The organism is Kosakonia sp. S57 (assembly GCF_016516575.1).
Taxonomy (GTDB): Bacteria; Pseudomonadota; Gammaproteobacteria; order Enterobacterales; family Enterobacteriaceae; genus Kosakonia; species Kosakonia cowanii.
Genome location: NZ_JACVUL010000004.1, coordinates 265,589 through 279,007, shown reverse-complemented (window position 1 = coordinate 279,007; position 13,419 = coordinate 265,589). Strand labels below are relative to the sequence as shown.

At 57.3% G+C, this 13,419-nt stretch carries 11 protein-coding genes; 5 read left to right on the top strand and 6 right to left on the bottom strand.

Annotated elements, in window-relative coordinates:
- Positions 1–347: 347 nt before the first annotated feature.
- Positions 348–1,379, bottom strand: a complete 1,032-nt coding sequence (gene adhP / locus IAE48_RS06100; RefSeq protein ID WP_200133794.1) for an alcohol dehydrogenase AdhP — start codon at positions 1,377–1,379, stop codon at positions 348–350.
- Positions 1,380–1,405: 26 nt separating this feature from the next.
- On the bottom strand, positions 1,406–2,926 hold the full coding sequence (locus IAE48_RS06095) for an aldehyde dehydrogenase family protein (protein WP_094419690.1): 1,521 nt from the start codon (positions 2,924–2,926) through the stop codon (positions 1,406–1,408).
- A 75-nt stretch (positions 2,927–3,001) separates the two neighbouring features.
- Between IAE48_RS06095 and IAE48_RS06090 the strand changes: the two genes are divergently transcribed.
- Together IAE48_RS06090 and IAE48_RS06085 are read left to right on the top strand one after the other, a co-directional pair.
- Positions 3,002–3,196: a hypothetical protein gene (locus IAE48_RS06090; RefSeq protein WP_200133793.1), complete on the top strand. Its 195-nt coding sequence runs from the start codon at positions 3,002–3,004 to the stop codon at positions 3,194–3,196.
- A gap of 1 nt (position 3,197) precedes the next feature.
- Positions 3,198–4,961: a sigma-54-dependent Fis family transcriptional regulator gene (locus tag IAE48_RS06085; RefSeq protein WP_200133792.1), complete on the top strand. Its 1,764-nt coding sequence runs from the start codon at positions 3,198–3,200 to the stop codon at positions 4,959–4,961.
- Between the two features lie 27 nt (positions 4,962–4,988).
- On the opposite strand, the gene IAE48_RS06080 is transcribed toward IAE48_RS06085, so the two are convergent.
- A complete protein-coding gene (locus IAE48_RS06080; RefSeq protein WP_200133791.1) occupies positions 4,989–5,792 on the bottom strand; it encodes a serine protease in 804 nt (267 codons plus the stop codon).
- 381 nt (positions 5,793–6,173) lie between these two features.
- Here IAE48_RS06080 and IAE48_RS06075 point away from each other — a divergent pair, with 381 nt between their 5' ends.
- Positions 6,174–7,034 carry an alpha/beta hydrolase gene (locus tag IAE48_RS06075; RefSeq protein WP_200133790.1) on the top strand — a complete coding sequence of 287 codons (861 nt, stop codon included), beginning with the start codon at positions 6,174–6,176 and terminating at the stop codon, positions 7,032–7,034.
- 38 nt (positions 7,035–7,072) lie between these two features.
- Here the strand turns inward: IAE48_RS06075 and mqo are convergent, their stop codons facing one another.
- Both mqo and IAE48_RS06065 read right to left on the bottom strand, forming a co-directional pair.
- Entirely contained in the window at positions 7,073–8,719 is a 1,647-nt protein-coding gene (gene mqo, locus IAE48_RS06070) for a malate dehydrogenase (quinone) (protein WP_076769981.1), read from the bottom strand.
- A 260-nt stretch (positions 8,720–8,979) separates the two neighbouring features.
- Entirely contained in the window at positions 8,980–9,894 is a 915-nt protein-coding gene (locus IAE48_RS06065) for an N-acetylmuramic acid 6-phosphate etherase (RefSeq protein ID WP_200133789.1), read from the bottom strand.
- A 173-nt stretch (positions 9,895–10,067) separates the two neighbouring features.
- Between IAE48_RS06065 and IAE48_RS06060 the strand changes: the two genes are divergently transcribed.
- Positions 10,068–11,684 carry a sensor histidine kinase gene (locus tag IAE48_RS06060; protein WP_042715327.1) on the top strand — a complete coding sequence of 539 codons (1,617 nt, stop codon included), beginning with the start codon at positions 10,068–10,070 and terminating at the stop codon, positions 11,682–11,684.
- On the top strand, positions 11,681–12,400 hold the full coding sequence (gene dcuR / locus IAE48_RS06055) for a two-component system response regulator DcuR (RefSeq protein ID WP_200133788.1): 720 nt from the start codon (positions 11,681–11,683) through the stop codon (positions 12,398–12,400). The genes IAE48_RS06060 and dcuR overlap by 4 nt, the downstream gene beginning before the upstream one ends.
- On the opposite strand, the gene IAE48_RS06050 is transcribed toward dcuR, so the two are convergent.
- Positions 12,381–13,343 (bottom strand): FAD:protein FMN transferase, encoded by a 963-nt coding sequence (locus tag IAE48_RS06050; protein ID WP_200133787.1) that lies wholly within the window; start codon positions 13,341–13,343, stop codon positions 12,381–12,383. The genes dcuR and IAE48_RS06050 overlap by 20 nt on opposite strands.
- Positions 13,344–13,419 lie beyond the last annotated feature (76 nt).

Below are 13,419 nucleotides of genomic sequence, written 5' to 3'. Positions count from 1 at the left end.
GCAGATAAAAACAAAGTCGGTGTCGCTGAAAGCGCGTTTTTGTAGGCCGGACAAGGCGTAGCCGCCATCCGGCAAGGCTGCCGCGGAGATAATGCCGGATGGCGCGTTACACGCTTATCCGGCCTACGCGGTTTCAGTGGCTCCGTTTTTGTAGGCCGGATAAGGCGAAGCCGCCATCCGGCAAGCGGTGCCGCGGAATATGACCGCACGCCTGGTGAACGGAATCCTTCCACCGAAGCAGCATGCCAGGTTCAATGCCTGATGGCGCTGCGCTTATCAGGCCTACGCGGTTTCAGCGGCTTCGTTAATATCAGCCGGATAAGCGTTTACGCGCCATCCGGCAATTTTTACATCGCCATATCCACCACAATACGGCCGGTGATTTTCCCGGCGCGCATGCGTTCGAAAATGTCGTTGATGTTCTCCAGCGGCTCCACGGCGATCTCGGCATGCACCTTGTTGCGTCCGGCGAAATCAAGCGCCTCCTGCAGATCTTTACGCGTACCGACAATCGACCCGCGCACCGTAATGCCATCCAACACCATATTGAAGATCGACAGATCGAACGTGCCTGGCGGCAAACCGTTCAGCACCATGGTGCCGCCACGACGCATCATAGTGGTGGCTTGTGCGAAGGCCTTCGGCGACACCGCCGTGACCAGCACTCCGTGCGCGCCGCCAAACTCCTCGTGAAAACGGCTGCCGGGATCCTCGTTCAGGGCATTCACCACCACCGAAGCGCCAAGACGGCGGGCAAACTCCAGTTTCTCATCATCAATATCGACCGCGGCGACATTCATCCCCATCGCCACCGCATACTGAATGGCTAAATGCCCCAGCCCGCCAATCCCGGAGATCACCACCCACTGTCCGGCGGAGGCTTCGGTCATCTTCAGCCCTTTATAGACCGTCACCCCGGCGCAGAGAATCGGCGCGATTTCGTTAAAACCGACATTATCCGGCAGGATGCCGACATAATTAGCATCCGCCAGGCAATATTCAGCAAAGCTGCCGTTGACCGAATAACCGGAGTTCTGCTGACCATGGCACAGCGTCTCCCAGCCGCCGAGGCAGTGCTCGCAATGCCCGCAGGCCGAGTAGAGCCACGGCACGCCGACGCGATCGCCCTCTTTGATATGCGTCACGCCCGCGCCGACGGCAACCACATGGCCGACGCCCTCATGGCCCGGAATAAACGGCGGGTTGGGTTTTACCGGCCAGTCACCTTCCGCGGCGTGCAGATCCGTATGACACACCCCGGTGGCGGCGATTTTTACCAGGATTTTGCCCGGTGCCACGGCGGGCACCATCACCTCTTCAATCACCAACGGTTGGCCAAACGCCTTCACGACGGCGGCCTTCATGCTTTTCAGTTGCATTCTTTCACCCTCATGCTGATGGATAATCAATAGAGACCCAGCGGGGAACCGCTGTAGCTCACCAGCAGGTTTTTGATCTGCTGATAGTGGCTGAGCGCCAGTTTGTGGGTTTCACGCCCCACGCCCGAGTTTTTGTAGCCACCGAACGCCGCATGTGCCGGGTAGAGGTGGTAGCAGTTGGTCCAGACACGACCCGCTTTAATCGCACGCCCCATACGCCACGCGCGGTTGATATCCAGCGTCCACAACCCGGCACCGAGGCCATATTCTGTGTCGTTGGCAATTTGCAGCGCTTCCGCCTCATCTTTAAAGGTGGTGATACCGATCACCGGCCCGAAGATCTCCTCCTGGAAGCAGCGCATTTTGTTGTGGCCTTTGATCAGCGTCGGCTGAATGTAGTAACCCTTCTCCAGCTTATCGCCATGCTCAAGGTGCGCGCCGCCAGCGATAATTTCGCCGCCCTCTTCACGGGCAATGTTGATATAGGAGAGGATTTTGTCGTACTGCTCTTGTGATGCCTGTGCGCCAATCATGGTGTCGGTGTCAAACGGGTCGCCTTTACGGATGTTCTCCATGCGGGCAATCACTTTCTCAACAAACTGCGGGTAGATGGACTCCTGCACCAGCACGCGCGACGGGCAGGTGCAGACTTCGCCCTGGTTAAAGAAGCCCAATACCACGCCTTCAACCGCTTTATCGATATACTCGGCGTCGCCATTCAGCACATCTTCAAAGTAGATATTGGGAGATTTACCGCCCAGCTCGACGGTGCTGGGGATGATATTTTCAGCCGCGCAGGCCAGGATGTGGCGGCCAATCGGCGTTGAGCCGGTAAAGGCAATCTTCTCGATGCGCTTGCTGCGCGCCAGCGGTTCGCCCGCTTCCATACCGAAACCGTGCACCACGTTCAGCACCCCTTTCGGCAGCAGATCGCCAATCACTTCCATCAGCACGCAGATGCCCAGCGGCGTCTGCTCGGCGGGTTTCAGCACCACGCAGTTACCGGCGGCCAGCGCCGGAGCCAGCTTCCAGGCCGCCATCAGGATCGGGAAGTTCCACGGGATAATCTGCCCGACCACGCCGAGCGGTTCATAGATATGGTATGCGACGGTATTGCTGTCGATCTCTGCCGCCGTCCCCTCCTGCGCGCGGACGCAGCCGGCAAAGTAGCGGAAGTGATCGACAGCGAGAGGAATATCGGCACCCAGCGTTTCGCGGATCGGTTTGCCGTTGTCCCAGGTTTCCGTTAACGCCAGCAGCTCAAGGTTGGCTTCGATGCGATCGGCAATTTTCAGCAGCACATTGGCACGATCCTGCACGCTGGTTTTGCCCCAGCTCTCGGCGGCGGCATGGGCGGCGTCGAGCGCTTTTTCAATATCTTCCGCCCCGGAGCGCGGGAACTCGGCAATCACCTCTCCGGTCACCGGCGAGGTATTCGTAAACCAGCGGCCCTCAATCGGATCGACAAATTCGCCGCCAATATAGTTGCCATAACGCGGCTTATAAGAGACTTTCGCGCCATCAAGGCCAGGGTGCAGATATTTCATAAGGTGTTCCTCGTTATTATCGGTACAGAAGAGGCGTCTCACTCTGTGGTGGACAGAAGCATATAAGCAGTTCTTATGCCAACTACTGAAACGACCGGTAAAAACGAAAAATCATCAGGAAAATCAGAGAATAAAAAATCTCTCACCGTAAAAGCGAAAAGTGCGGAAACAAAAAAGCGTGATGGCGATTACGGGAAGTGTGTTGCACGTCGCTACATACGCGACACTCATGTGATACACAATTGCAACATTTCAATTATCGGAGAGTAACATGCCATCACGCGCCCGATCGTTGTCCCCCGCCCCGCAAGAGGTCAGCCTGCCATATCAACTGGAAGATTCCTGGCAGCGCAGCTCACGTTATGGATTAACCCGGGATGATGACGTGCAGCCCTGGGTGGCCTCCTCTCTGCTCAATGACGCCCGCGCGGAGAATGGCTGGGTGAACCACCTGGTCGCCCCGCTGCTGGCGCGGCTGCGCCCGCAACTCTCCAGCCATCCGTCGATTCTGGTGTTGTCCGATGCCACCGGCCTGGTGCTGGAGACCTACGGGAACAGCGACTTTCTGCATAAAGCGCAGCGCTTTGCCCTCTCGCCGGGCCATTTGTGGGGCGAACACGCGCGCGGCACCAATGCCATCGGCACGGCGCTGGCATTACAGCGCCACTGCGAAGTCTCCGGCGGCGAACACTTTCTCAGCCGTAACGCCGGGCTATTCTGCTCCGCCGCGCCGGTATTCCGCCCCGATGGACAGATTGCTGGCGTGCTGGATCTCTCCACCCCGGCGCACACCCCGCGCCGCGATGCGTCGGCGTTGATCCGCCGCGCGGTGTGCCAGATTGAACATAGCTGGGCCAGCAGCGCGCTCGGCGCAAATCGCTGGTTGTTAAGCCTGCATCACGATCGGGCGGTGCTCGGCAGCGCCCAGGAGCTGCTGCTTATTTTTGAAGAGAACACCCTGCTCGGCGCGAACCGGCTGGCGATGGAGGAGTTTTCCCTTACCGCCAACCACTTTGGCGCGATGGAGATCGACACCCTCTTCCCCGGTTTCAGTGCAAAAGCCGGTGAGTGCGCCCTCGAATCGAGCCACGCGCGCCACTACTTTGCCCGCCAGACGCTGCCCGCCCGGCGCTACAGCGCGCCGCGCAGGGTTTATCAGCCGGATCACATGGCGCGTGAAAAAGAGAAAGCGCTGCGCATCGTTAATGCCGGTATCGCCCTCTGTATTACGGGTGAAACGGGCTGCGGCAAAGAGCATCTGGCGCGTGAGCTTTTTCAGCGCAGCCAGTGGCACGAGGGGAAATTTGTTGCTATCAACTGCGCGGCGCTGCCGGAGCCTTTAATTGAGTCTGAACTCTTCGGCTATGTCCCCGGCGCGTTTACCGGTGCGAACCCGAAAGGCTATATCGGTAAATGCCGCGAAGCCGATGGTGGCGTGCTGTTCCTGGATGAGATTGGCGATATGCCGCTGGCGCTGCAAACCCGCTTGCTGCGGGTGCTACAGGAGAAGCGCGTGACGCCGCTCGGCGCCAACAGCAGCGTGGAGGTCAACTTCACGCTGATTTGCGCCACCCACCAGGATCTCGCCGCGCGGGTGCAAACGGGAAGCTTCCGCGAGGATCTGCTCTATCGCATTCAGGAGTTTCATCTGCCGATCCCGCCGCTGCGCGCATGGCCTCACCTGCCGGGCTTTATTCAAAAGTTGTGGCATGAACTGGGCGCTGCCCATCGCGGGCTGACATTAAGCGATGAGGTGCTGAACGTGCTGGCGCAGCGACCGTGGCCCGGCAATGTACGCCAGTTACTGAGCCAGCTGCGCGTGCTGATGGCGCTGGCGGAAGATGGCGATCGCATTACGCTTAGCGATCTGCCGGGTGAGCCGGTAACTGCCGTAAACGCGGCTGCCGCGCCGCAGGCCGATGCCCGGCAGGCGATTGCCGAAGCGCAGGGCAACATGAGCCTGGCGGCGAAAAAGCTGGGCATTTCGCGCAGCACGCTTTACCGGCGGCTGGAGAAGGAGCAGCCAGGCCGCTAAGCGGCAGCCCTGCTTCCCTGACAGGCGCTACCCGGCAACGGTGGCGTTGATCCAGTCCGCATAGTAGCTGACGCGCGTGAACTGCTGCGCCGGCAGAATGAGATCCCGCGAGACAATGCCGACAACGTAGCGGCTGCCATTGTAATCAGCAAACAGTGGGCCGCCCGAATCGCCCCCGGCGGTGGCGTAACCGGCACAAATGTGCATCTGCGGATCGAAATAAGTCGGCGGATAGAACTGCGGGACATCGATACACTGGTTATCCGCCAGTACGCTCAACTGCCCTTTATAGAGCACGTTCGGTTTGAGTCCATTTTCATTCACGCCAAAGCCCACGCCGGTCAGTGGAATATCCGTTAGCGCTGCGGGCGGCTCATCGCCCGGGTTATTTCCGGCCAGCAGCGCAAAATCGGTGCTGGTGGTTTCACGGGCCAGTTTAATTAAGGCGATATCGTATTTTGCCGATCCCTCCATTGTCGAAATATCGTATGAAGGGTGCACAACAATTTTCTCAACCGGCACGCTCTCTTTTATTTTTAACGGCTGATAACTCTCCGCGCCAATTAAAATATTGTCATGGGTTAAATCAAATGTGGTGGTGCAGTGGGCGGCGGTTAATATCCAGCGGGAATTAACCAGTACGCCACCGCAGCGGTGCCCGGCGAGCGTTGAGTCGGTATTGATGGTGATAAACTCAGGAAATTCGCCGGGTTGCGCCGGTGTGCCGTTGACGATCCTGGCCATGCGGTCACTGGCTGAAGCCATATTTTCGCTGGCAAATGGTAAAAGCGCGGCGACAACGCAAAGCGCCGTTTTAATTTTTGGGTTCACTCTGTTTTCTCCGAAATAGGGCCGACACGCACGCAGGGCAGCACTAATAGCCGCCTTTTTTGAAATAGCGTGATTCTGTTAACCGGGCCATAGTGATGATTTAAAACCGCGTGAAATATATAAAGCGCGGCGCGGGAAGTAAACAGAGACACTTTTCCTGTTGTTGCGATTATTCTCAACCCTCACTTCGCACAAGGCGTACGAAATGATTTAACGCCGTATCATCGCGGCTGTGCCATTAATGAAAACTATCCCGGTATAGCAAAACAGGTTATCTCTGCATTGATATCTGGCGATAAAAAGCGCGGGCGGGTAAGATGACATTTCACCGTTAAGCAATTGATTATTCAGACAAATGATAAAAAGGAAATCATAAGTTATATGGATACTTCAACTTACTCGCTCACCAATGGTATCGCCCTTACCCTGCGCTCGCCTGCTGCGGCAGGCCCCCATCCCACCGTCGTGTTATGTCACGGCTTCTGCGGCATCCAGCCGATCCTGCTGCCTGCTTTCGCCGAGGCCTTCACCAGGGCCGGTTTTGCTACCGTCACCTTCGATTATCGCGGCTTTGGCGACAGCGAAGGAGAGCGTGGACGGCTGGTGCCTGCTATGCAGATTGAGGATATTCTTTCGGTCGTAGCGTGGGTCGTTGAGCAGCCCGCGCTGGATGCCGGGCGCATCGGAGTGTGGGGCACGTCATTTGGCGGCTGCCACGTCTTCGCCGCTGCCGCGCAGGATGCGCGTATAAAATGCGTGGTCAGCCAGCTGGCCTTTGCAGACGGTGAGGCGATCGTCACCGGGCATATGAATGAAGGCGAAAAGCGCGCCTTTATCGACACGCTGGATAAGATGGCGCAGAAGCAGCAGGCGACCGGCAAAGAGATGATGGTGGCGATCACTCGCGTGCTTTCCGATGCGGAATCGAAAGCGTTCTTTGAGGAGAACCGCACCCGCTTCCCGCAGATGGATATCAAAATCCCCTTTCTGACCGTTCGCGAAACGGTGAATTATCACCCCGCGGAGTGGGCGGCGAAGGTGACCTGCCCGACGCTGGTGGTGATTGCGGCTGAAGATAGCGTTAACCCGCCTGCACAAGGCCGGGCGCTGTTTGACGCAGTGGCGGCAGCAGAGAAAGCGCTGCACGAAGAGGCAGACGCGCGCCATTACGATATCTATAGTGGGGAGGCGTTTGAGCGTGTCAGCAAGGTACAAACCGCATGGTTTGCCCGCCATCTGTAGGGCATAAAAAAAGGCGCACCGCGGTGCGCCTCTCTTATTTACAGCGCCATATCATGCTGTGGCGCGTTTTCGCTCTTCGGCGCGGCTGGCGTTGCAGCCTGCGCGTCTTTCATGTCGATAACCGGCGGCTTGGTCAGCTCCAGCGCGGCGGCGGTGTCATCCCACACCTGCTGCGTCAGTGCGACGTTGCCGTTCAGATGCTGACCAAAGCTCGGTACAACCTCTTTGATCTTGCTCTGCCACTCCGGCGAGTTGAACTGCTCCGGGAACATCTTCTTGATGACGTTCAGGGCAATCGGCGCTGCGGTAGAGGCACCCGGCGATGCGCCTAACAGCGCAGAGAGGGTTTTCGGCTGATCGACCACCACTTCGGTGCCCAGCTTCAGCACGCCGCCTTTATCTTCATCTTTCTTGATGATCTGTACGCGCTGACCGGCCTGGATCAGTTTCCAGTCCTCTTTACGCGCCTGCGGGTAGTACTCTTTCAGCGCTTCAAAGCGGTCGTCATCACTCAGCATCACCTGACCCATCAGGTATTTCACCAGGTCAAAGTTATCCAGACCTACATGGGTCATCGGCATAAAGTTGCTGGTAGTGGTGGTGCTCAGCAGATCGAAGAAGGAGCCGTTTTTCAGGAATTTGGTCGAGAATGTCGCGAATGGCCCGAACAGCACCACACGTTTACCGTCAATGACGCGCGCATCAATATGCGGAACCGACATCGGCGGTGCGCCCACGGAAGCCTGACCATACACTTTCTGACGGTGAATGTTGGTAACAGCCGGGTTTTCGGTCATCAGGAAGGAGCCGCCTACCGGGAAGCCCGCATAGTTGTCCGCTTCCGGAATACCGGTTTTTTGCAGCAGCTTCAGCGCGCCGCCGCCAGCACCGATAAAGACATATTTCGCATCGATAGTGTGCTCATCGCCGCTTTTCACATCTTTGATCGTCACATGCCAGGAGTTGTCGGCATTACGTTTGAAATCGGTGACTTCAGACGAAGTTTGCAGCGAGAAGTTTTTGCTCTTTTTCAGGCTACCGATCAGCTGGCGGGTAATTTCGCCATAGTTCACATCGGTACCGACCGGCGTCCAGGTCGCGGCCACTTTTTGCTGCGGATCGCGCCCTTCCATCACCAGCGGTGCCCACTGCTTAATTTGCTGGTGATCGGTGGAGAATTTCATTCCCTGGAATAACGTGGTTTGCTGCAGCGCGGCATAACGTTTTGCCAGATAATCCACATTATCGCCCCAGACAAAACTCATGTGCGGCGTGGAATTAATAAAGGAGTGCGGGTTGGTTAAAATACCGCGCTTCACCTGGGTGGACCAGAACTGGCGGGAAATCATAAATTGTTCATTAATTTCCAGCGCCTTGGTGACATCAATGGAGCCGTCTTCACGCTGTGGCGTGTAGTTCAGTTCCATATTTGCCGAGTGACCGGTACCGGCATTATTCCAGCCGTTAGAGGACTCAAGCGCAACGCCGTCGAGCTTCTCAACCATCACCTGTTTCCACTCCGGTTGCAGGGTCTGCAGCCAGGTGCCCAGGGAGGCGCTCATGATACCGCCGCCAATCAGCAGGAAGTCGGTTTTTTGGTTCTCTTCCGCCCATGCACTGGTCGCAGAGCTGACGAGCATCGCGACGGCGCTGAAGGCAATAATTGTTTTTTTCATTGCAGGCATAATTATTCGATTAGGTAACAACAAGTGATTCGTGGTGACGCATATTAACGTATTTTTACGTTAATTTAAAATATCATTCACAAAATAGAATAATTTTGTTTTTATTTGCTGCCTGCTTTTTTTAATTAAAAAAAGTAGTGGCGCACTCTGTGTGGACTTATTTTGGCGGGAATTTATCTTAAGGGGAGAAATAAAATTTAGCGTATTTCAATTAAATGGAAAATAAATAACGGCCGCACGCAGCGGCCGGATAGCGATTATCAGGCGTCGACTTTTTCACTTTCCGCGCCGGCGATCGCCAGACGCAAATGGCGATGGTTCTCTGCCAGCAGAACCTGCGCCCGTGAGGCACTTACGCCGGTCAGCAGCATTAAAATAGCGGTGCGACACTCATTATTCGCCTGCGCCAGCGCGCGTTTCGCCTCTTCACGCGAACAGCCACTCGCCGCCATCACTACGGCGATCTGCCGCTCGGCCCAGTGCAGATTCACCGGCGCCACGTCGACGCGCAGGTTGCCGTAAACGCGCCCACCACGAATGGCCAGCCCGGTAGAAAACATGTTGAGGATCTGCTGCTGTGCCAGCTGCGCTTTTGGCTCGCCAAAACCGCTTACCGCTTCGGCTCCCGTATCGGGCGCGATGACAATATCGGCGTACTGCGCCGCTTCGCACGCCTGCGCGCGGGTGATCAACACCACGTATGCCCCAAGCGCCCTCGCCTGCTGCAGCGCCCCGTTTGCCCACGGTGTTTTGCCGCTTAACGACAGCACCACCAGCATATCGCGCGCCGTTAGCCCCAGCGCCCTGATATCGTTACCGCCGCAGGCATAGTCCCCCGCTGCGCGATCCTGCTGCGCTTTCCCCGCCCGTGGGCCACCGGCCATTAACGCCAGCAGCCCGTGCTGGCTATCCGGCGCGAACGCCTCGACGGTTTGTACTGCCGCCCGCCCCGAGGCACCCGCCCCGGCAAGCACCACTCTTGCGCCCTGGTTAAGCGTCGCGCTGGCGTTATCAACCAGCCGGGCGATCGTCGGGAGACAGGCGGTAACCGCCTGCGTGACCTCTTCACTCTCCTGATGGATAAGCGTCAGCATATCCAGCGTGGCGAGGCGGTCGATATCGCCCGTGCGGCTATTACGACGCGCCTCCATTGAACCGTTTGGCTTACTGCTCATATCCTGCTCCTTGTTAAAGGTTCCCCACACACTATAAGGGTATTTGCGCTTCCTGCTTGCGAGTGGGGTCACGCTTCCCGGCGCGACTATTTTTCCTCATTTATCACACGGCTTTATGAATTGCCGCCCATCGGCGATAATAACTTTTCTCAGATAAATGATTCGGGTTCGGCATGACTCAAATAGCGCCCACGGCGACCTCCCCGCGCAAACGGCCAATGAAGTTCGGCACCATGGTTACACTTATGGTGTGCAGCGTGACGGGTTCCGTGCTGCTGCTGGCCTGCGCCCTCTGGTTCTGGCAGATAAGCAACGCCACGCGCGACGGCGTGAAAGCAACCGGGTTCGCGGTGGCGCGTACTCTTGCCAATGCGCCGGAAATCAGGCGCGGGCTGCTCCTGCCGCCTAATAGCAATGTTATTCAGCCTCTTGCGCAGGCGGTGGCGGCGCGAAACGATCTGCTCTATGCGGTGGTGACCAATATGCAGGGCATTCGCTACGCGCACCCGAATGCCAGCATGATCGGGCAGAACTTTATTGGCGAGGATCTGCAGCCTGCGTTAAAGGGCCACGAGAATGCCGCAGTGAACCGCGGCGTACTGGCGCCGGCGCTGCGCGTTTTTACCCCGGTTTTTGATGAGCGCCACCAGCAGATCGGCGTCGTGGTGGTCGGCATTTCGTTAAGCGAGGTCGACGAGCAGGTAAGCCGTAGCCGCCAGGCGGCGATGTGGATCTTAATATTCAGCGCACTGGTGGGCTTCGTTGGCGTCTGGCAAGTGGTGCGTGTGTTAAAGCGCATTCTGCTTGGCCTTGAGCCGTATGAGATTTCAGCCCAGTTTAAACAGCGCCAGGCGATGTTGCAGTCCCTTAAAGAGGGGGTGATGGCGGTGGATGCCGACGGGCGCGTAACGCTGCTGAACCATGCCGGGCGACGGATGTTGCTCAGCAGTACGGCGCAGGGCTCCGGCACGCATCAACCTCTGCTTGCCGATCTGCTGAGCGTGTTGCAGACCGGCACGCCTATTTTCGATCGCGAGCTGGGGTGTAACGGTCGTCTGCTACTCAGTAACACCGTACCGGTACGCAGCCAGGAGAGTATTATCGGCGCCATTTGTACCTTCCGCGATAAGACCGAGGTGAGCCAGTTGATGCAGAGGCTCGATGGTATGGTCAATTATGTCGATGCCTTGCGAACCACCTCGCACGAATTCATGAACAAGTTGCATGTCATCCTCGGTCTGTTAAATATGAAGCGCTATGACAAGCTGCAGGAGTATGTGCTGCAAACGGCCCAGAACTACCAGAGCGATATCGGCGCGATCCAGCATCAGATCAAGTCGCCGGTGGTGGCCGGTTTTCTGCTCGGTAAAATCAACCGGGCCAAAGAGTGCGGTTTTACCCTGACGCTGGCTGATGAGAGCCATGTGCCGGATAACCCGAATGAGAAACAGGTGACGGTGCTGGTTACCGTGCTTGGTAATTTGATTGAGAATGCGCTTGATGCGATGAGCGGCCAGCAGGAGGGTGAAGTCGGTCTGTTCCTGCATTACCAGGATGGCTGGCTGGCCGGTGAAGTGAGCGATGACGGGCCGGGTATTGCGCCGGGCAATATCGACGCTATCTTTCGCAAAGGCTTCTCTACCAAGGGTGAAAACCGCGGCGTCGGGCTTTTCCTCGCCAGCCAGCAGTTGGCTGAACTTGGCGGCACTGTGAGCGTGGAATCTGAACCCGGTGTATTTACCCAATTTTTTGTCCATCTCCCGTGGGATAGTGAAAGGAAGAACGCGTGATAAATGTATTAATTGTTGACGATGATGCCATGGTTGCCGAGCTGAACCGCATGTACGTGGCGCAGATAGCCGGTTTTCAGTGCTGCGGCACGGCGTCAACGCTGCGTCAGGCCGAGGAGATGGTGAACAATCCGCTGCTTGCGATCGACCTGGTGCTGCTGGATGTCTATATGCAGCAGGACAGCGGTCTCGATCTGCTGCCGATCATTCGCGCCAGCGGGCGGGCTATCGACGTGATTATGATCACCTCTTCTGCCGATGCCGCCACCATTCAGACCTCACTGCACTACGGTGTGGTCGACTATCTGATTAAGCCGTTCCAGTTCCCGCGTTTTGAAGAGGCGCTTACCACCTGGCGCGAGAAGCGCAAGCTGATGGATGCACACCCCTACTATGAGCAATCGGATGTTGATCGCCTGCTGCACGGCGGCGCGCCGGAAGTTGCAGATACACGTCGGCTGCCGAAGGGGCTCACTGCCCAGACCCTGCGCACCATTTGCCAGTGGATCGATGCCCATCCGGGGATTGAGTTTTCGACGGATGAGCTGGCGAATGCGGTCAATATCTCCCGCGTCTCCTGCCGTAAATATCTGATCTGGCTCGCGCAGATCAATATTCTCTACACCACCATCCACTATGGTGCGACTGGTCGGCCGGTCTATCGCTATCAGCTTATTGCGGAGCAGTACAGCCTGCTCAAGCAGTACAGTCAATAAACCGGTAGCTGTCGTCAACGTGGTTGTAGGTGAAGTGGCGGCGGGAGGAGAGGATCACTTCACGCTTTTTGGTGACGAACAGGGCTTCAATATCCTCGCGCTGTTTCAGAAGCTCACACCCTTTCTCGACGCCGAGGCCGAAGAGCAGCGTGGTCCAGATATCGCCGTCGAGTGAGTCGCCGGAGATGACGGTCACGCTGTCGAGTTCATTTTCCAGCGGGTAGCCGCTGCGCGGATCGAGGATATGGTGCCAGCGTTGGCCATCCTGCTCGAAATAGCGCTCATAGGTGCCAGAGGTGACTACCGACTGGTTGGCGACCTCAAGCGTGCCAATCAGCGCATCCGCCTGTGCGAACGGCTTTTTCACGCCGATCGACCACCGCCCCTGCGGCGTCCCCAGCGTCTGCACGTTGCCGCCAAGATTGATTAATCCCTCGCTCACCCCCTGCTTGTGCAGATAGTCGCGCACCCTGTCGGCAATAAACCCTTTGGCAATCGCGCCAAGATCGATCTCCATCCCGGCCTGGGTAAGAAAAACGCTGCCCGCGGTATCATCAAGGACAACGTCCTGCACGCGCGTGATGCGCAGCCGCGCGGCGATCGCGTCCGCCTCTGGCACCCGGTCACCTTTAAAACCGATTCGCCACAGTTTCACCAGCGGGCCTATTGCCAGGTTGAAGGCGCTGCCCGGCATCATGCTGGCGGCTTTCGCACATTTGATAAGCTCAAAAACCGGACGGCTGACGGCAACCGGATGCTGCCCTGCGGCGTGATTGATTGCCATCACTTCAGAGTTGGCGCGGTTGACGGTGAAAAGATCTTCGTAGCGCTTAATCAGGGAGAATACGCGGGAGGCGAGCGCCTCATCATGGACAAAGAGCGTGAGCAGGATGGGCGAGCCCATCAGCACGGCTGAGTAGCGCCAGCTCGGATTAGCAGACATTGCATACTCCTTCTGTTGCGTACTGGTGGCGCTACGCTTATCAGGCCAGGGAGAGTGAGGCCTGATAAGGCGCAGC